At 46.9% G+C, this 20,869-nt stretch carries 11 protein-coding genes; all 11 read right to left on the reverse strand.

Features of this window, described 5'->3' with window-relative positions:
- Window positions 1-16: 16 nt before the first annotated feature.
- Window positions 17-3,100 carry a SusC/RagA family TonB-linked outer membrane protein gene (locus NGM62_RS10750; protein ID WP_262247879.1) on the reverse strand — a complete coding sequence of 1,028 codons (3,084 nt, stop codon included), beginning with the start codon at window positions 3,098-3,100 and terminating at the stop codon, window positions 17-19.
- Between the two features lie 67 nt (window positions 3,101-3,167).
- Complete coding sequence (locus tag NGM62_RS10755; RefSeq protein ID WP_262247880.1) at window positions 3,168-5,057, reverse strand: glycoside hydrolase family 97 protein; 1,890 nt, start codon at window positions 5,055-5,057, stop codon at window positions 3,168-3,170.
- Between the two features lie 105 nt (window positions 5,058-5,162).
- The gene (locus NGM62_RS10760; protein ID WP_262247883.1) at window positions 5,163-6,749 is read right to left on the reverse strand and encodes a hypothetical protein; all 1,587 of its coding nucleotides are present in this window, start codon (window positions 6,747-6,749) and stop codon (window positions 5,163-5,165) included.
- An 11-nt stretch (window positions 6,750-6,760) separates the two neighbouring features.
- The gene (locus tag NGM62_RS10765) at window positions 6,761-8,695 is read right to left on the reverse strand and encodes a glycoside hydrolase family 97 protein (RefSeq protein ID WP_262247884.1); all 1,935 of its coding nucleotides are present in this window, start codon (window positions 8,693-8,695) and stop codon (window positions 6,761-6,763) included.
- A 39-nt stretch (window positions 8,696-8,734) separates the two neighbouring features.
- The gene (locus tag NGM62_RS10770) at window positions 8,735-10,168 is read right to left on the reverse strand and encodes a DUF4998 domain-containing protein (RefSeq protein WP_262247886.1); all 1,434 of its coding nucleotides are present in this window, start codon (window positions 10,166-10,168) and stop codon (window positions 8,735-8,737) included.
- 302 nt (window positions 10,169-10,470) lie between these two features.
- Complete coding sequence (locus NGM62_RS10775; protein WP_262247889.1) at window positions 10,471-11,706, reverse strand: DUF4998 domain-containing protein; 1,236 nt, start codon at window positions 11,704-11,706, stop codon at window positions 10,471-10,473.
- 25 nt (window positions 11,707-11,731) lie between these two features.
- Window positions 11,732-12,982 carry a DUF4959 domain-containing protein gene (locus tag NGM62_RS10780; RefSeq protein WP_262247892.1) on the reverse strand — a complete coding sequence of 417 codons (1,251 nt, stop codon included), beginning with the start codon at window positions 12,980-12,982 and terminating at the stop codon, window positions 11,732-11,734.
- 27 nt (window positions 12,983-13,009) lie between these two features.
- Window positions 13,010-14,944 (reverse strand): RagB/SusD family nutrient uptake outer membrane protein, encoded by a 1,935-nt coding sequence (locus tag NGM62_RS10785; RefSeq protein WP_262247894.1) that lies wholly within the window; start codon window positions 14,942-14,944, stop codon window positions 13,010-13,012.
- Window positions 14,945-14,950: 6 nt separating this feature from the next.
- On the reverse strand, window positions 14,951-18,187 hold the full coding sequence (locus tag NGM62_RS10790) for a SusC/RagA family TonB-linked outer membrane protein (RefSeq protein ID WP_262247896.1): 3,237 nt from the start codon (window positions 18,185-18,187) through the stop codon (window positions 14,951-14,953).
- A gap of 287 nt (window positions 18,188-18,474) precedes the next feature.
- A complete protein-coding gene (locus NGM62_RS10795; RefSeq protein WP_262247898.1) occupies window positions 18,475-19,665 on the reverse strand; it encodes a glycoside hydrolase family 88 protein in 1,191 nt (396 codons plus the stop codon).
- 15 nt (window positions 19,666-19,680) lie between these two features.
- Window positions 19,681-20,868, reverse strand: a complete 1,188-nt coding sequence (locus NGM62_RS10800) for an alginate lyase family protein (protein ID WP_262247899.1) — start codon at window positions 20,866-20,868, stop codon at window positions 19,681-19,683.
- Between the last annotated feature and the right edge of the window lies 1 nt (window position 20,869).

Below are 20,869 nucleotides of genomic sequence, written 5' to 3' on the forward strand. Positions count from 1 at the left end.
ATAAAAACAGTTTGAATTATAGTCCGATATTTAATCCGAAAGAATACGTTGCCATCATGGGATACGATTGAATGTTATTCATCTCTGCATCATAAATTTTATTGCCGCTATACAGCATGAAAAGATTCGATCCTGTGAAAAATATCCTTGTACTTTTCACATTGATTCCCTTAAGTATTCCTTGTGGCAGGCTATATGAAATATTTATGTTTTTAAACCGCAAAAAAGTAAGATCTTGAAGCCAGAAAGTTGATTCGTCAAAACGTGTACGGTAACCCGTTACCCGATATCCGGGGTATTCTCCATTTGGATTTTCGGGAGACCAGCTATCGGCCCAATAGGCAAATGAAGACTCCTCCGCTCGTGCTTGGATATCCCTTCCAGATGTGGGCAACATAGCGTTACCGCCAGCAACCCCTTGCAGCAGTACATCAACACTGAAGGCACCGAAGGAAGCACCGAAAGACAGTCCGAAATTCATCGGAGGAATACGATAGTCAGAAATATACATCCGATCGTCTGAAGTAATCCGGCCGTCGGGTGAATCTGAATTCGGCCCTCTAAGATCTTTGTAGTTTAACATTCCAAGTTGGGGAGCCACACCTAAGATGGTATAACCCTCGGGTAAGGCATCCAGATCAGCCTGTGTGCGTAGGATACCGCTAGCTACATATCCTAAAATCCCATTCACCGGGCGGCCTATTTTCGACAGGTAAGGCCGTATATTCTCTGCTTCGTCCAACTTGGTTACTTTATTGGTTGCATACCCAAAGTTTCCTCGCACAAAGTAAGCGATTGATTTATCGGAATTTCCAGTCTGGTTTGCATACCCCAATTCGATCTCAAAACCTCGGGAATCGATTTCTTGATAATTCTCATCAGGCATAGCAGCTCCTAATGTACTTGGAAGGCTTAATTGCCGCGATCCAAGGATGTCATATGTGTGCCTAAAAAATCCATCGATTTTGATATTGAACTTATTGTCCAAAAACTGAGCGTCGACTCCTCCATTGTACGATAATGACTTTTCCCAGGTTATCCCCCTATTAGCGAGAACACCCTGTTCCAAGCCGAACGTTGCCTGATCGAAAATGGCTCCCGGCACGATATTGTATGATTGTAACCACTGAAAGTTGCCTACTGCATCATTCCCCAGTACACCGACAGACGCTCTCAATTTAAGGTCATTTACAAATCCGTTTTCGTTAAAAAAAGACTCTTCTGAAATCCGCCATCCCGCAGAAATGGAAGGAAAAAATCCCCAGCGCTTTTCCGGTGCGAAAATGACTGACCCGTCGTAACGGAATGAGGCTTCTAAAAGATATTTCTGCGCATAATTATAACCGATCAGCCCAACATAAGACAGTCTGGCCAGCTCACTTTCAGACCCATTCACAGTAGAATTCACATTGCTACCTCCGACATACTGGTCGATTTTAGCAGAGATAAAATCATCCCTACGACCACTAAAATACAAGTCGCTTTCTTCTGCCTGCTCATAGACCAGCAACGCATCAATATTATGCTTATCGAAACTCCGAGTATAATTGAGTTGGGCATTAAATTGGTACCGGTCACCCTTGTCATATCTCGACTGTAAAAATTCGGCCGCTGCCCGCGGTCTTATACCGACCGCCTGATCTCCCACGATGTGATTGTGTTCGCCCAGGGTATTGAAGAGTGTCATGTTATACGGTAGGTTAAACTGCTTGATATACCGATTTCTATTATACTTGTTATAGGAGACTTTCGCACTTAACCCCTCAATAAATGGCACTTTATAATTTAACGCTACGGTATAATTGAGTCCGTTCCATTCCCTATCGTTGTATCCGGCTGAGCCGCGATCGAGCACAACACCCGGATGCCATTCTACCCAATTACCTACAGGCTGCCCATTGATATATGGAGGTACCATACTCGATCTTAGCAATAAGGCCTTGTACAGGTCTTCCAACCGCCAATTGTTGATATCCCAGCTTGGTCCATTCGTATTTCGCTTGTCTGTATTTAAATCAAGAGAAACTTTAAGGTGTTTCGTTATTGAAACATCCACATTGCCTCGTAAATTCAACTTTTTGTAACCTACATTATCGAAAGTACCTGTGGCATAATTATATGACCCCCCCAAGAAATACCGTACCGTGGATGTTCCCCCACTCACGTCCAACGAATGTTGAGTAGTTAGTGGGTCCTTCCACATTTCCTCCACCCAATCCCAAGAGTTCGTTTTAAAATAATCCAACTCATCCTGCGTATAATACCTAGCGTCGGTGGTTGGCACATTCGTATATTTTAATTGATGGTTTATTTGAGAAGCATGTTCGTATGCATTTAACGTCTTAGGAAGCTTTGTTGGCGTTTGCACGCCCACCAAACCGCTATATGACAACCGAGGCGCACCCTCCTTGCCTCTTTTTGTAGTCACCAAAATAACGCCATTGGCCGCTCTCGAACCATAAATTGCGGCTGAAGCCCCATCTTTCAATACGGTGATGCTCTCCACTTCCGTTGGCCCTAACCCATCGAATGCGAATTTATCACTTACAATGCCATCGATAACATATAGCGGATCGGCATTGTTAAATGTACCTTGTGCCCGTACCCGAATAGAAGACTCCATTCCCGGGGTTCCAGCGGCTTGTGTTATGGTGACCCCCGACAGCCTGCCAGACAACGCATTAGAAAGGTTGTCAACCGGCGTATCCTTAAAGTCCGAACTATTAACGGACGACACCGACCCGGTTATACTCCCCCGGGTTTGCGTACGATAACCTGTAACCACCACATCTTCCAGTTGCCTTAAATCCGGCGCTAAAATGATATTGATAACGGACTGGTCATTAACTGCAACCTCTTGTTGAATGTAACCCAAAAAACTAAACACCAGCGTGGCATTTGCAGGCACATTTATTTCATAGTTTCCGTTTTGATCACTAACCGTAGCGCTAGCGGTTTCTTTGACTTTGATCGATACCCCGGATAAAACGCCTTGATCATCTGAGACATTCCCCCTAACGGTGAACTGTGTAACAATGGATGCCAATAGTTGACTGGTCGTCAAAAGCAGCAAAAGAATGAGTGTTGTAAAAAGTCTCATATAGGGTTTGATTAATTTTACACTTCGTTTTATCATTTCAATAAATTTTAAACATGATCACAGAAAGTTATTGTTTGGTCTTTTTAAACCGCACTACGAATCCGCCAGCGGCACTTAGATGAACAGGTATATCATCCGTGGATCGGCTAAAAACTTTGTCTACTTTTAGGGATGCGGGATTACTTGCTCTATCACTTAATACCGTCCCTTCATACCAATTTCCTTCTTCCAAGAAAGTAAGTGGAACCTGGTATCGCTTCGCGGCTTCTCCGTTCAAGATTGCCAGGAACCAGGTATCTCCTTTTCTTCTGGCAAATGCCGCTAGCTCCCCGACTTCGCTAATTGGTAAAACATACGTCTCATCCCAAGAACCATGGATGTCTTTAATTACGTTTACGGCAGGATTCTCGAGCAAGCTATTTGGGTTTGCCCCGAATATGAGTACCGGTGAGGTGAAAATGATTGCTGTCGCTACCTGATGGGCCCACGTTGTTTCCAAACGTCGTTCACCAAAAATAACCGGTGTGTAATCTCCGTGCCCCGCAAGTAAACGAGTAAATGGTAACGTGGTATTATGTACCGCCCAGGCATCTTGATTCCTACCGTACTCCAACCCCCTAATACCTTCACGGGTCATCTCATTCGGCCAGCTCCTGGATTCTCCACTTGGCTTATTATTCCCATGAAAATTCACCATTAACTTAAACTCAGCAGCATCTTTCAAACAATCCTGATAAAGGTCTATGAATTCCTTGGACTCGTTAGAAAATGCATCCAGTTTTACTCCAACAACTCCCAAATCATGGCAACGTTTAAAAAATTGACGACGTTCATCGCGATTCTGTATGTTCCTGCCATGCTGCCATAGCCAAATCTTGACACCTTGTTTGGCAGAGTAATCGACCAGGTCTTTAATTTGCGCGTCCGTCCACCTGCTCCAAAAAGCGTCAACCGTATTGTATTCAAACCCCAGTTCTCCAGCTAGCCTGGAAAACTCTTTCATTCCCTCTGTGGTACGCTCGCCACCATCCAACCAAGCCCAAACCGAGCGGCCGGGTCTTATCCAATCTGTTTCAAGTCCATTTGGAAAAAGCACATTGCTCGGCGGAGGCGATAGATTGGTAAGCAAGTTTGAGTTTACCAACGTATTTAAGTCGGCACCAATGGTAACGGTCCGCCATGGTGTAGTGATGTTCCCTTCGATTGCTGCTATTTTTGATAAACGAATCGCATCTTCCAATGTATAATCATGTGCAAAAGGATAGGAAGAAGGTTGCGTATGACCAAGTCTTGTTGTAAACCCTCCCCTACCATCAGCCTGCAAGGCCAAACCAGCGTAGTTTCTCAAATCGGCTTCACTGATAGCGGCATAGTGGCCTGAAGGTAATCGGTATGTTAATGGTAGAGCTGCCCACTCCTCTTTTCCTATTTCCGAAACATCTTTCTTTAAATGCACACCCTCATAATGCCAATAAAAATCGTGGTACCAGACGGTCGATGAAGTGGGGAGATTAAAAGCCGTTGCTTCATCAGGAATGCGACACTGATGGTCGCCGGGAATAATGAACCGAAAGGCTACACCATCGTTATACGTTCGGACTTCAATAAAATATTTGGTGTTATTTTTAGCGATAATGGGAATTTTCACTCCGTTACATCTATTTATCGCTAAGGAATGCACACCTCTTGTCGGATATTTTTCATCCACCGAATATTTTTCTGCGCGACCGAGTTCAGCATGGTCACACAAATCTTCCCCATCCAGTATCATATGCATAGGGGATATTTCGATAACTGGATTTTTCAAAAAATTTACTGAATAACTAATCGTTTGCTCAACGACAGAAATCTTAAACTCAATTTTTCCATCAGGGCTATTCACTACGACATTTGCAGATAAATTGAAGTGGAATAGCATAAAGACAAAAAAGGGAGAAAACCTGATATTTTCCATCATAGACTGAGACACATTATCTGTCAAATTTATAAACAAACAATATCGCTTAGATCAGGGATATTGGCTTAATGGTAAGGGGCATTGGCAGCGCAATCAGGTTTATCATTATGGATAGCCAATGTTAATTAATGCCTGCTTTCCCAATCGCTCCTCCAACTGTGCTAAGTAGAGGCTTCGCGGCGCAACGGGTGTGCCGTGAGCATCAAATGAACCCTCTGGTAGCAGGGGCGACCGATCGAATGGGCGTGGAAGTGGGGTGCTTTCACCGATACACCCAATGGCCCAATTATGGGTTCCGGGCGGTCGCTGTACTACGTACGATTTCGCTACACAGTTCCATGCTACCGACCAACCCGTTCCCCACCCATGTCCCGATCCCATGGATCCCCTGTTCTTGAAATCGATGCCGCCATTGGGAAGATGACAATTATCCAACAAGATACCGGTAGTCCATCGCTGATGTCCTTCAATACGGCCGTTTCCCTTAAATGTGCAATTGAGCAACACGATTGGACCTGATATACCGCCACCCGTCGCAGCAAACCACACATTGTCTCCCTCTACCGAACAGCGATCGAGTAACACTTGGCCACCATTGGGCGAAAACTCCGAGGGTTTGGAAGACCCCTCGTGCCGTGCCTTCCGGACTACCGATACTTCCTGTAGTGTAATCCGCTGGCCGCCTATGCTGACGCTATTCATCGTTTCTTCAATGCGTACTTGGCGCATCCAGCAGTCTTCGCCGTTTAACCTTACGGCGGCATACAGTTGCTGCGTATGATTAAAAGGCTGTGGCGGCGAAACGATGTGCAGGTATTCAACCGCACATTGATTAAGCCGGTGAGAATCACTGATTTTGACAACTTCCGTGCCCGGCGGATTCAGGTAAACAGCATCGTACGAATCAGACAACGGAACATCGACTGTGATCCGGTTGCCATCTACTGCGCTAATTCGCCGCTCCGCAACCGTTCGGGTACCTTCACGTATCCAGATTTGGGGCTTGCCATCCCGGACCAGATTGTCCATTTCCATAAATTCAAGCCAGGCCTTGGTCACCGGTCGCCGGAGTTGGATGGTATCACCCACAGCCAGGTCAGCCGCGTTCTCGACCGCAAACATCACCGATCCCGAAGGCACATAACGGTCGGTCAACACCGTTCTAGCGGATTCAGTAACACCTCCTGCTCCGCGATTGCGTGGCCTGCTCACTACAATGGCTGTATGTTTGCCGCCAGCCATCTGAATGGTGCTGGCCGGCCCTTCATTACCTGTGCCGCTGCCGCGCAACACCACGCCGCTCGTCGTAATAGTGATTGTCTCTGAACAGGTAAACGTACCCGGAGTTAATAACACAGCGCCACGGAATCCGTATTTATCCGGTTGCATGGCCGAAACCTGGTCTATTGCGGCCTGGATAGTCTTCGTATCATCTCCTGTTCCGGAAGGTTTTACAGAAACACGGACAGGAACATCAGGCAGCGCTATCCCTCCGCCCTTATAGCCGGCATGTGAAAAATCCATAATCTGGTCGCCTTGTGGCAACCGTTGGTATTGCAACTTATCGTTGGCATCCAAGCTGACCCACTCGCTTTTTGCCAAATCGGCCGTAGCATTGGATTGGGCGTGTACAACAGCCACGAACATAGTGGCCAGCACGCTTAAAAACAATCGATTAGACCTATTCCTCATAGCCCTTCACCTTACTCAATAACCGCAACGAAACCACCACCTGCAACCAACTCAACAAACAACGACTCGTTGTGGGCAATCGTCTCGTCATCAATTAATACCCCCTGCTGCGCGCCGAAAGACCGACGTTTGCGTACCAATGATACCATCGCCGACTCCGGCTGCTTATCACGTACCATGGTTATCTTGTGCTCGCCCGGGCCGAGGAATGGAAGATCGATTTTCAAAAAACGCGACTGCTCGCCGTTCATGACCGAAATGAACCATTTATCGCCACTTCTCCGGGCAAACGCCGCAACCTCACCGATTTCACTTCCTGGAAGCACAATGGTTTCATCCCACACCGTTGGGATCTGCTTAATCACCGCTACGGCAGGGTGGTCGAGCATCTCTTGCGGGTGTGCCGCGTAGATCAGCAGAGGTGCCTGTAAAACGATAGCACTGGCTACCTGATGCGTTTCTGACGTCTCTGCCCGACGATCACCGAAATGAAGCGGCGTATAGTCGGCGTGGCCGGCCAGCATCCTGGTAAATGGGAGTGTTGTGTTGTGTATGGCCCATGGACCCCGCATCTCAAAACCGAGAATGGCTTCGCGGGTCATTTCATTGGGCCAAGTAATCGATTCGCCCGCAGGTTTGTAAGCGCCGTGAAAATTAAGGACGAGTTGATAATGAGCCGCTTCCTTCAAACAGGCCGCATAAAGGTCAATAATCTCCTTGGCCTCATGATCGAAGAAATCAATCTTAGCCCCAGCCACACCAAGTTCATGCAAATGCTTGAAAAACTCATGTCGGGCTTCGGGGTCTCTGATGTCTTTTGAGTGCTTCCAGAACAACAGTTTCACTCCATACTGATTGGAATAGTCAACCAATTCCTTCCGCTCGGAGATACTCCATCGCTGCCAATGGCCTTCTACCACATGATATTCAAACCCCAAGTCACCGGCCAGCTTGGATAAATTTTTCATTCCGGCCAGTGTCCGAGGTTCGTCCGTAAGATACCCCCACACGGCGCGGCCAGGCTTCATCCATGCCTCGTCAAAACCATTTGGAAATACGTTGGGATCCGGTGCGGGCGCAACATGCTGTACGATGTCATTGTGAAACAGCGTATTGAGGTCTTGGCCGATCATAACGATGCGCCATGGCGATTCAATGGTTCCGTGCAATAGTGGTGGCTCCGTAAGCCTTTGATGGTCTTCTTCGCCGTAACGCAATACATATGGGAAATTTGCCGGATGTTCATGGCCCAAACGCGCTTCAAAAACTCGCTGCCCAGTGGCCTCCAATGCCATCCCCGGAAAATTTTCGCCCGTTGCCTGGATAATGCCCGACTCAGTAATCGCCGCGAAACCCCTGCCATCCGGCAACTTTACCGTCATCGGCGGGGCCACCCATGTACCTGCAACAATCGCATTGACATCACTTTGCTGGTGCTTTTCTTCATAATGCATGGCAGTGATACCGTGATGCCACACCGTACTTCCGTCAACTACGGCAAATGACGTCGATTCGGCCGTGAGTTGGCGCTCCCCGCTGCCGGGCAGTATGTATCGGAATGCTACCCCATCGTTAAATACACGTACGTCAAGTTGGTACGCCGTATTATTCGACTCGTTACGGATGGTGATCCGTGCTCCACGGTGGGCGTCCGTAGCTTGCGAATGCTTGCCCCGCATCGGGTAGGTCCTTTCACCCGCGTAAGATTCCACTTCACCCAAACGTACGCTTTTTCCCAAGTCTACCCCATCGACGACCATCCCCAAGCGGGATCGATCGATTACGGACTTACCGGCATACTGCACAGTATAGGTCAACTGTCCTTCAGCGCTCATTACCTGTAGCGTCACAGCAGTATCCGGACTACTGATTGTAACAGGTTGCGCCCGAACAAATACCGCGAAGGCTACAGCGGTCAATGTCAATATCAATTTCAAATTATGCATAGCTTTAATCATATAGACAATCTTCACATTTTAAATCTGTTACTTTTTACCGATTACAAAATCGGCAAAAAGAACTTTCTCATCTCGTAACCTTTCCTTGTTATTCAAGCTACGGTAAATACCCCATTTAGGCCGTATAAACGTAGCAGCCGAACGCCAAAGGTCAATATCATTGTTTTCGTAGGATAGCAGCTCGGTGCCGTCGCTTACTCTTCTCAGTACGATGGAGTAGGTGCCATGTGCACCGAATTTGATTTTCTCCACCGCTTCTATCCAGGCTCCCTTAAACGCTTCCAAATTCACAGTATGTACCTTATTCAGTGACGTTGCTCCGGTGTTCCCGGTATGGATGATTTCCAATTTATCCGGATTTCCATAGCGTGGCGTAATCGTAATTAACGGCGACCCAGCATTCGTGCCATCTCCGGCCTTGATTTGATGGATATGTGTAAAAGACGAAGAAGGCTGGAAACCGTCCGCTAGTTTAAACTTCCATTTGAAGATCATTTCATCGCCATTAAATGCCTTTACAGCTGCGGGTGAAGGACTGTAGGTCTTAATCTCCGTCCGCTGCCGGTCTGTGGCTCCGCAGCGATCATCATCGAAAGCGGTATGCGCAAAAAAAGCAAATACATGTTTATTGAGTTCCGTATTAAATTCTTCTGTGATGTGTCTGCCAAAATCCGTATGGCCGCAGTCGGGAGTTTCTTCCGGCGAACCTCCCAGCACACTGCCAAGTAATTCATAGGTGTTTCCCGGACCGTCAGCTTCCAGCGTAACCATACTGCTATACTTACCGTCCTCGTCATCAGATTCAATTACGGTAACGATTTCATAGGCCGTATAGAACGTGTCTATTGCTCCACGAGGCTTATATAATGTTCGGTAGGTAAAATCGCTTCCAGGCTTATATGCCGAGAGCACGGTACTCATCTCAGCTTTCAAAACAAGTATTGTTTGCTGCATATCACTGTTGTCGGTAAATTTTAATTCAGAGGCTATTGCGTCTCCCAAAGCAGCCTTCCAGTTGATTGTAACAGCGCTCGTCGCATCATTAAAAAATGCATAGTCTATGGGGCGGCCTACTAGGCCCAACTCGTATTGACTGCCATAAACCTTTCCGCTGATAGCAACACCTTGTGATCTAACTCCTTTAGCATTGTATGAATGCACTAGAAAGGCGTAATCACCTTCAGCGAGATTGGGTATCATAACACCTACGCTGTCTATTGAAGGAGCAGCTATTTTAAGTGAATCTGCATCGTTGTTCCAGGATACCTGATAGTTCATTATCCCCTCTTCAGAAACAGGTTGCTTCCAAGTGAGCTTTACACGCTCCCTTCCGGGATGTACCGTTAATGCACTCACCGCCGCGGGTGCTTTTTCTACACTTTCAATGCTGCTTTTATCCTTTTTTGTACAGGCAGTGGGGTTAAGTATAAGTGCACTTATAATAATAAATAATTGCTTCATAGGCAGTCGTGTTAACAAAGGTTCTTCGGCTCCGGTCTGGGAGCCTTCAGAGGGTCAAATAATGTGTAAAATGTGTCCAGTGCATCATATCCTGTTTATTTTCAGCCTTGAGCTTAGGGATTTAAAGACTAAGGCCGCGGTATTGCGGCCTTAGTTTTTCAGACCTATTATATTATAGCGTTCAAACTCGATATTAATCTTTTCAATATTTAGCAACCACCAAATATTTCATTATTTCTATTCACTTAGTGAACAAAAGAATGTCTTTCGCTTTTGTTCGTATATATCAACATTCAAAGTTATTATGGTATGTTATAGAGTTCAAACTCAGAGACATTGATGTTTGCATTCTCCGCTACTAAATTCAAGCTCACTTTTACGTATCGCGCTTCAATTGCAGGAAATGTAATAACGTTTTCTGCCTGAGGGGCTTCGAACTGCACATAGGCGCGTGTCCACTTCGTGCTGGAGGTTATCTCAGCTTCCGTAGTCGTTAATATTTCAAAATAAGGCACCTTATGTGGATCTTTAGGAATATAGAGACCTGCAGTGTTGATTTCCGTTGTTTCACCAAGGTCAACATAAAACCACACATTCAAGTCGGCTCGTTCACCACTGCTAGGTTGCCACCTGCCACTTCCCGTAGTACGGTCGCCGTCGGTCAGCGGGCCGCTTGAGCTACTGAAAGTAACCTTTTTACCAAGGGCGAAATTTGCATCTTCAACCGGCGGTGGCGGAAGCATAAAATAGGCGATATCATCCGCTTGCAAATCGGTATACGCTGTATAAAATGTATCAATGGCAGTGGGGTCGGGTAGGTAGGCGGTACGGTATTTGAACCCCGTTCCTTCCATATAATTAAAAATGGTATCACGCTCTTGCCACACCGTACCTCTTCGGGGATCAATCGGGTGGGGCTTCTGTGTTATTTGCATTGTTTTCGCCTCACCCGAAACATCCGTATACTGGAGCTCTACCGCTACCGCCTGCTGGGCGATGCCAAACCACGGAATATACAAATCACTCTTTTCGCCAATGGTATCTAACAGAAGCGTACCAATTGGCCGGTTAGCCACAGTGGCTTGGTATGCTGTGCCATATACATCGGAAATCACTTCCGCCTTCACCGAAGAATGGCCAAGGTCATCATACATATATACGTCAAAGGTATAAACGCCTTCTATCAGTTTGTCGATAATGACTTCCACGGAATCCGTGTCGGCACTGCGCTGGATACGCACTTCCAGCGAATCCCTGCCCCCGGGCCGTTGCCCGGGAATGGGCGTCTCCCCTTCAATATGGGCCGGATTGTTCCAGAAAATTTTGCCGTGTGTTATTTTAGGGTCTGAAATGATATACCATTTCAGTTTTATACGGTTATTACCCGGAAACGCCTGTAACATTTCAGCCTTGCCGTTGTAAACAATCTCTCCGCCCTGTAAAAACTCATTGTATGGAGCGTCCATTTTTCCACAGGAGACCAAAAGCCCCCCCATCATGAAAAAAAAGAAATATCGGATATGCTGTTTTATATTCATAACTATGCTATCTAGTACATTATACTTATTCGTCTACTTTCTGCCCCCAAAACTTCAGCTCCGACATGTGAAGAAATCCAAGCGACCCTTGGATAGAGGCCCAGTTATCGATATGCTTCCATGCAATATACCTATATGCGGCTGTCTCTATGGGCAATTCATATTCATGGCCATTCCGGGCAGTTTCCACATCGTCATTTGATACCAGACCGATGGGCAAGCCAGAGGGCTTCACCATAACCCGATGATCCAGCAACACCCAACTATTCACATCATTCGGGTCGTTGGTTGCCCAAATTTCCCATTCATGTGGATTTCCGTGACTATAGAAATAGGTTTCATTATTGTCGTGCATCCGCTGCCACACTTTATATCGGCTTAGCCGTACCTTCTCGCCGAAATCCATCGCGAACCAGGCGGGAAGGGGATTTTTCTCATTCGAATGAAACCCGTTGTTACCAATAACCCCGTCGAACAATCTGTCAAACGGCCATGAACCCAGATTACCGGGCTCCGCTATTGGTGAACCGTCGATTGGCAATGGAGTAGTCTGGGGTACCGGGAATTTCGCCCGGGCATAACTGGGAGCGCCTAGCTCCTCTTCGTATATCGGCGTCAATTCCATCGCTACTGTGTCAGTGACATTATCCCACGTATCTTTGACGAAAAAACCGAATTGCCGCTTTACTGCTTCCAGCCCCCGAACAGAAAATGCCCCGCTAGCCAGCCCCGTGTAATGTGCATCAACATCCCTCCATTCTTTCAGTTCCTCGTCAAACGCCACGACACCAATGACAATATTGTAGGGGGTTTCACCGGTCGACTCCGGATTTAAAAACTGTACGTTCATCCCTCCGAAGGACTCCTTAATAACCAACGATTCCATTACGTCAAAAATAGAAGGTGGGAGTGGATTAATGGTCACCATTGTTGGCTCGGATTCCTTCTCTCCACGACTCACCGCATAAAGCTTAATTTCACGCGGATTGGTATCGCCCAGCCCCTCAACACGTACTGATTTTTTATAAAAAGAAGATTTCGACGCAACGATCTCGCCGTGCCTTTCGTACTCCGCTTTTACATACAATAAATTGGGGTCATCGGGTAGCGTATAGCTAATAACGGCCCCGCCCGCAATATTTTCTACGGTTGCGTTTGTGATCGGTTTTGGAGCTCCGCTGTCCTCATAGGGTGAGGTCAGTATTTCCTCCTCACAAGAAGACGCTACAACTGCGATAAACAGGAGCAAGGAGCGCATGATCTTAAAATGTTTCATCGTTTAACGTTATCTTTTGTTTACTTTTTACCAACCTGGATTTTGAACCAGATTCCTATTTATTTGCAGTTCGTCAATTTCAATCGGCCACAAATACTCTTTCATTGTAAAGTGCTGGTTAAACAGCAGGACTGGCCTGTAATAAGAATTGGCACTTTTCTGGGTGATATCCCACCCTTTTACCGGTTGATTTAATGCGCGGTGTGCGTCTTTCCATCGTAGCAGGTCCCAGAAACGATGCCCTTCGAATGCCAATTCGATGGCACGCTCCTGCTTAATAATGTTTCTCAGGTTTTCTTTAGTATTGTAGTAACCCGGCTGAGTGGAATATTGATCCCACGCCTCTTCCACCGTCGGAAGGTCAGTACGGGAGCGCACCAAATTGATGTACTCGGTAATTTCCGGTGTATACCCGTTGCCCACTTCATTCAGGGCTTCGGCGTAGAGCAAATACAAATCAGACATCCGAATTTCCGGCCATGGGTAACGTACGATATTGTTGGTGATGTTTCCATCGGCAGCACAGAACGTCTCGATATTAACCAGTTTTTTAATCCAGTATCCGGTAATCGTATAATTACTGATACCCTGGCGGGCAGAAATTTCAGAACTCCGGCCACGTATGAAACCCAGATCGTTGGTTACGTCGTAGTTATCAACCCAGTTACCGAACCATATGCCCCTATCAAATCCCAAACTGGCATAAAAGCGGGGCTCACGGTCAAAATGCATTTTTACCGTATTGGAATCCAATGCAATGTAGAAGCGGTCTTCTTCACCAGCTGTCGCCAATTCATAACGGCCCGCATAATCCCAGGTTTTATCGTCTGTAATCGGTAGGCCATGTTCGGTATAGAACATTTCCGCCATTTTGATCGTTGGTGCGAGGATACCTTTCGGCCCACTATTGCTGGTCGCTCCGGGTTTAATAATCCCCATCGACCAACGTTGCATATTTACGTCGGCCATACTGTTCGTATTGGGCCATATCACTTCTGTCGTACCTTCCATCGTTATGGCAGTACGCACCCTCATTTCCTTTTCGATGGTATCATTGACGGTATAGGTTGCAAGGCCACTATTCAGGCTAAGTCCGTAGCCAAAAGAGTGGCAATAGTCTATCGCTTCTTTACAGGCAGCGGCGGCACGTACCCATTTATCCACATCATACGACGAGCTGAACAACTGCACGCCACGATTGTCTTTCAAATCGGCATACTCCGGATTACCATTAAACAATGGGCTCGCCGCGGTAACCAATACTTTAGCTTTCAACGCGAGTACAATCGGCTTGGTAATTCTCCCTAATTCCGATTGCTCTGTTCCGCCAAGCGTTTCAGGAAGGTTCGGATTCGCATAGGCTTCATCTAGGAGCTGTACAACGTAGCTGACCACCGTGTCTACCGGCTGCCGATAAACCTGCACTTCGTCCGGTGTAGCGGCAATGGGTAAGTTTTCCTTCATAATAGGGATAGCCCCATACATCCGCATCAAATAAAAATGGTAATACGCTTTCAGAAACGTTGCCTCTGCTTTCCAGCGCTCTTTTTCCCAAACATCCATTTCCTCAACTTTATCGATGTTCTCCAGAAAAATATTGCAATCCCTGATACCCTGGAATAACGGCTTCCCTCCTCTACTGCCGCTCCAAAAATTACCGAAGGGATTCGACACGTTCTGAAGGCCCAAGGCTATATTGTAAAAGTTACTTGATACGTCAGCCGGTGGATTCGCATTCCATATTTCATCTGCCGCCATAAACGCCGGGTTGCTATTGAAATGGCCATGATCGGGCATATACGAGTAACATGTAAATAGATATTTCTCAGCAGACGCCCTTAAATTGAATGCATAATCTATGGTAGCAACATTGTCGGGGACAACATCCAAGTATTTGTCGCACGAAAAGAAAATGCCCGATAATGCACTGAATAATAATATGCTAATTTTTTTCATCATCATAATCGATTAAAACCCAACCTGGATACCAAAATTGATAACTTTCTGTACAGGATACCCCAATCCATTACCTGCCATTTCCACATCCCATAATTTAAATTTACTGATTGTAAACAAGTTACTTCCAGTAACATACAGCCGTAGGTTCGACACCCGGATACGCTCAATGAGCGCCTGCGGAATCGAATAGCCCAACTCTACCTGTTTAATACGGAGGAATGAGCCATCACGCATAAACCAAGTGCTGGATTGAGTGTTGTTTGATTGTAACGAGCCACCGCTTCCGTTCTGGATGGGATAGGCACTTAGGCGCGGCCATAACGCATATAGGTTTTGATTGTGTTCCGACCAGTGATTATCAGCATACGCCTGCAACAATTGGTTCTGCAGTCGATATCCTACCAAATCGTTACCATTGCTTCTATATTCCACAAAAGGGGCTGTCGCCTCGGGGTCAATCCAAAAAGAAGACCTTGCCGATCCCTGCAAAAAGGTACTGAAATCAAAGCCTTTATAGGATACCGAAACACCGAAGCCGTAAATGATTTCGGGCCGGGTCGGATAGCCGATTGGCACTTGGTCGAGCGTATTGATCACACCATCCGCATTGGTATCACGGTATTTGATGTCGCCCCCCATCGTCGGGTTACTGCCGAAATTCTGGGTGGGAGAGCTGCGTACCTCCTCATCATCCACGAACAAGCGTTCGGCAATGTATCCCCACCGCTGTGAAGTCGAATGACCTACCCTGTACTGCCACGGATAAGCGTACTCGGGCTCTTCATAGGCACTGAAATGATTGCGTGCATACGTAAAATTACCGCGTACACCGATATAAAGATCCGGCGTAATCGCATTATTATAATCAACCTGCAATTCAAAAGACCTCGATCGAGCTTCGCCCACGTTTGCTTTCGGCACGCTTCCCTGCAAGCCCATCGTATTCGGGATGGAAGCCCTGCTCATCAAAATATTATACCGGTGTTCCGTAAAATATTCAGCGATGATATCCAATTTTCGCCATAGTCCCAATTCGAGTCCGAACGTCGAATTTGCCGCGGTTTCCCATGTAACGGCTCGGTTTTCATAGCGACTTACGGAGATACCTGGTCTCGAATAGCCTCCGCGTGACCCAAAAGTTGCCCCCATGCCGCTATTGCTCATATTTACTTCAGAAAGGTAGAAGAATCTTTCGTTCTTACTGCCGATAGCATCGTTGCCTACCAGCCCGTAATTACCCCTTATTTTCAGCTTGCTGACGGTACTCAACAGCGGCTCAAAGAATTTTTCATTGGAAATCTGCCAAGCTAAGCCCGCTGATGGGAAAAACCCATAACGTTCGGTTTTGTAAAAGCGCTCCGATCCATTATAGCCAAAGTTAAATTCGGCGAAATAACGGTTATCGAAACCATAAGTCGCCCGCCCGGAAATCCCCAGATTACGGGCAGCCAACGATTCCTGCAGGCTACCCGCATTACCATCTAACCGCGAGTTCAGCAAGAGTACTAACGTGCCCCCCAGTACATGCTTGTCTTTCAACGATCGGTTATATGTCAGTGCCGACTGGAAATGAAATACAGACGACACGAGCTTATCCCCTTCCTGAAAATCCAGGTAGTCGGTTCCACTATCAGGGTTGATCGGCGTAATCCGATAGGTGTCATCTAACTTATTGTAACTACCCGCCGAATAAAAAAACGGAGTATATTGGCGCCTTAAATCAAAGAACGACTCCCGATTGACATTACTCATCGCATTCAGGGCTAATCCTTGTGTTATAAAAGACAGGTCTTGCTTCAATTCTACTTGCGCTACCATCAGCGAACGGGCAGATTCTTTGTAACCCTTCACCATATCCGCATAAGGATTCAGGTAATCTCCCTGTTCAAGATTTCCAAACATGATGTGTTTGGCCGTGCCACCAGCACCCGGCACATAGGGGTAATAGGGCAGAAATTGGACCGGGCTGGACCGCATAATCTTCCGGTATATCCCTTCCCCACCATCCAAGGGGCCATTATAGTCATCGAAATTGCCGTTTAACCGGATATCTACGCGTGTCGATTTGGTCACATTCAATCCCACATTCGAACGGAGGTTATATTTTTTCAGATCGATGTTGTTATTGAAGTTATTCCGATCGTCTACTTTCAATATGCCATTATCTTGGTTAATAGCACCCGACACATAGTACGTAGCGACCTGGCCCCCACCGCCCAAACTGAAGTTAAAACGTTGATTGATTGTTTGGTTACGGAGCAATTGCCCCTGCCAGTCTACTGCCGGAAAAGCCACTGGGTTGGTGCCCGCAACGGTATTATCTATTTTGCTGCGCGAATAAGGGATAGGCGTATTTGGCTGCCGGGTAATATACGCTTCATTGTGTAAACGCATATAAGTAATTGGGTCGGCCAACGCGATATTACGAGTTGCTGATGATATCGAGTTCTCGAAGCGAATATTAATCTTAGGCTTCCCTTCTTTACCTTGTTTGGTCGTGACCAGAATAACACCATTTGCACCACGCGCACCATATAACGCATTGGCCGACGCGTCTTTCAGGATAGAAAAACTCTCAATGTCATCCAGTGTTAACTGTGCCAGGTCCGTTGTCGAATATTCCATACCATCGATGAGGATTAACGGGTCAGATTTGTAACCGAAGGTTGTCGCTCCGCGGATAAAGAACTCGGCGTTATCCATCCCTGGTTCACCACTGCGCTGATAAGCAATGACACCCGCCAACCGTCCAGCTAATGCCGTTGTCAAATTACTCGAAGGGACTTTCAGCTCCTGGGGATTAATAGTTGTTATCGACCCGATAACGGATTCCTTTTTTTGGGTACCGAAGGCGACCACCACTGCCTCGTCCAATTGTCCTTCAACCATCTGGAGTTCCACATTGATTACCTCCTTCCCCGCTACGGGGATTTCCTGGGTTTCGAATCCAACCATCGAAAATACCAGAATCGCATCTTCGCTAGGCATTTCCAAGAAGAACCTACCGTTTAAGTCTGTGGTTGTTCCTATATTTTGTTGGTCTTTAACGGTCACCGATACTCCGGGAAGCGGCCCCTGCGCATCGGTGACCGTACCACGAATCTCCTTCTGGAAAGAATGGATTTCTAGGATATTGATGAAGGTGCTTTCAGCGACCATTTTTGCATGCAGCGAAAGGTGATGCCCGCAAAAAGCAAATATGAGAAGGCCAACACCAACCTTACGGCACAGTGAACTATCTTTCATAATCATGTTCAAATTTTCAATTAAGCATTCATTTGGTTAACTAGTCAAGGCTATGTGATACTCGTACTTAACACCACGGTCCGCCCTGAAATACAACGCGTCCATACCGGTCTACGGACTGCACACGTTCAATTAGGTAAATTCGTCCATACGCATTTTTAAAGGTTTACCAATTAGTTATTTCAGTGAGATTTATTTCGTCTACTAAAGTACACGTAACCAGACTTTTATTTATATCGGATATTGGCTTGGTCATAAGCACTTTTGGCAAAAAGCGCCACAACCTATTAATTCAACCTATTTTTCGCCCGAAGCATAGCCTCCAGGTAATAGTAGTCGGCATAAATCAATGGTTCATCCACCTCACTGTCCGATGGTTTCGAGCCCGTACTATGCCCCAGGATAAACCCCTTATTCGTTCCCGGCCGGGAAGCATAGGTGTCTTCGATATTCCGCATGATGGCATCGGCCTTTGCGTAATAGCCCTCATTTTTTTCGCTGAATGTACTCAGTTCATAGAGCGCAGACGCCATGATTGCCGCCGCCGAAACATCCCGAGGTTCAGCAGGGATATCTGGAGCGTCGAAGTCCCAATAAGGCACGAAGTCGCTGGGCATATTCGGATGGTTGAACATATATGCGGCAACCGCCTCCGCCTGCTGTAAATACCGCGGATCGTGGGTTTCACGGTAACACATGGTATAGCCATACAGCGCCCATGCTTGCCCCCTAGACCACGCCGAATGATGCGCGTACCCCTGATGCGTATGCCGATGTACGACAGCCCCTGTCTCGGGATTATAATCGATGACGTGCCAACTGCTGAAGTCTTCACGGAAATGATTCTCCATAGTTGTGTTGGCATGGGCTACGGCAATTTGATAAAAAGAGGAATCGCCGGTGAGTTTGGTGGCCTCAAAGAGTAATTCCAGGTTCATCATGTTATCAATAATGACTGGAAATTCCCATTTATCCTGGTTATGATCCCACGACCGGATGGCACCAACCTTGGCATTATAACGTGTGGACAACGTTTTCGCAGCCTTGATGATTACATCCCGATATTGTGGGCTATGGGTAAGCCGATACCCATTGCCGTAACTGCAATAGATTTTAAAACCCATATCGTGCGTACCGGCATTAAATTTCTCTTTTTCAATATCAATTGTATATGATATTGCCTGTTCTTTCCACCCATTATCGCCGGTGAGTTCATAGAGATACCAGAGGCAACCAGCAAAAAAACCGCTGGTCCAATCGCGCGACGGGACCAATTTCAATCGCCCCGCTTCGATGGTGCGGGGCGCCACCAGATTCCTCTGTTCGTTCTGCTCTTTAACTTTATCTGTTTCTTTCAGCAATAACTGTATTTGGTGCGCAGCTTTATCAACCCGCCCATCGGTTGGAATATGGGCAGAACAACCGGCCAGTAAGCACATCGCTACAACTAAGGTTAGGGGTAATTTAAAATACTTCATATTATATAGTGAAAATCAGTTTATCCAAATTAATGGGTGCCTTATGGGGAGGTTCCGTATTACTTCCGCCACGTTCGGTTTATGGTCGAGCTTGCTCCAGGTGGCAAACCAGGCGTCATTTTCAAATGCACATGCCCCGAAAAACAAAAAGGGCTGGGCTACCGGCCAATCGTTCCAGTACATCACATCTTGGGAAAAGGGCCATTTGCTTTTGTCGTTGACGAAAGGGTATAGATAGGCTATCCCTTTCCTGATGGATTTGCCATCCGGGGTGACGTATTCCCATAAATTGTCTTCGGGCGATGAAAGTATCTGGCAGATCATGGTCATGGCATCCAGGTTGAATAGCGAATAGCCGTAAGGTTTGGTGCGGTTAATTTCGCGGGGGAAACTACCATCGGCGGCCATTTGATCGGGCAGCAACACCTGTTTGAAGCGTTCGCTGCAAAACGACAATCGCTCTTCATCTCCTGTCAGGGCAGCAAAGGCGGCAACCTGCATCACGAAACAGGTGCCATGGTTATTTATTGCATTCATCTCCGCCTGGCCATACGGGTGGGTCATCAGCCAATCCAGATAGGCTTCAAACCAAGCTTTGATACGTTCCAATTCAGCAGGATCGATATGCGCCTGCATGACCAGAATGCCCTGGGCCACCTCCATCAGGTGTATGGTATCGATGATTCCGATACCGCGCCCCGTAAACCGGCCTTTGATGGCCTGCGCATATAGCAACGAGGGATTCATGCGGGTTTCCGCGTCGATAAACCACGCCCTCAGGTGTGGAATTGCAGCGCGGACATACTTCTCATTGCCGGTTAGTTTATAGGCTGATGCCAACGCGCCGATAAGCTCGCTAAAACGAATCAATGCGAGGCGATGCGCTACAAAATTATCCGGGTTGGAGAGGCCATCGCGCTGGACATAGGGACCGCCGGGGTCGTCGGGATCTGGCCACCAATAATCGCCTTCGGAATAAAAATCGTTGATACCACCCGCGCTTCTCGACGCCTTGTACGTCGTAATCGTAATCGGCTTTTGCCGCAACGCGTTCTTGGCTTCATGTAGCGTTTGCCTCTTCAGCAATTGGGCGGCCTTTATGAAATATGTATCCTTGGAATCCGTCCCCTTCCCACTTCTTTGGGCATGGACGGAGCTACCTATAGTAAGGAATAATGCGATGATAAAAATACCCTTCTTCATA

Origin of the sequence: Parapedobacter soli (genome assembly GCF_025460835.1) — a bacterium.
GTDB lineage: Bacteria > Bacteroidota > Bacteroidia > Sphingobacteriales > Sphingobacteriaceae > Parapedobacter > Parapedobacter soli.

Excerpts from the sequence above, each read along its gene's own strand:
- NGM62_RS10750 (WP_262247879.1), bottom strand. The coding sequence starts at position 3,100 with ATGAGACTTTTTACAACACTCATTCTTTTGCTGCTTTTGACGACCAGT.
- NGM62_RS10755 (WP_262247880.1), bottom strand. The coding sequence starts at position 5,057 with ATGATGGAAAATATCAGGTTTTCTCCCTTTTTTGTCTTTATGCTATTC.
- NGM62_RS10760 (WP_262247883.1), bottom strand. The coding sequence starts at position 6,749 with ATGAGGAATAGGTCTAATCGATTGTTTTTAAGCGTGCTGGCCACTATG.
- NGM62_RS10765 (WP_262247884.1), bottom strand. The coding sequence starts at position 8,695 with ATGCATAATTTGAAATTGATATTGACATTGACCGCTGTAGCCTTCGCG.
- NGM62_RS10770 (WP_262247886.1), bottom strand. The coding sequence starts at position 10,168 with ATGAAGCAATTATTTATTATTATAAGTGCACTTATACTTAACCCCACT.
- NGM62_RS10775 (WP_262247889.1), bottom strand. The coding sequence starts at position 11,706 with ATGAATATAAAACAGCATATCCGATATTTCTTTTTTTTCATGATGGGG.
- NGM62_RS10780 (WP_262247892.1), bottom strand. The coding sequence starts at position 12,982 with ATGAAACATTTTAAGATCATGCGCTCCTTGCTCCTGTTTATCGCAGTT.
- NGM62_RS10785 (WP_262247894.1), bottom strand. The coding sequence starts at position 14,944 with ATGATGATGAAAAAAATTAGCATATTATTATTCAGTGCATTATCGGGC.
- NGM62_RS10790 (WP_262247896.1), bottom strand. The coding sequence starts at position 18,187 with ATGAAAGATAGTTCACTGTGCCGTAAGGTTGGTGTTGGCCTTCTCATA.
- NGM62_RS10795 (WP_262247898.1), bottom strand. The coding sequence starts at position 19,665 with ATGAAGTATTTTAAATTACCCCTAACCTTAGTTGTAGCGATGTGCTTA.
- NGM62_RS10800 (WP_262247899.1), bottom strand. The coding sequence starts at position 20,868 with ATGAAGAAGGGTATTTTTATCATCGCATTATTCCTTACTATAGGTAGC.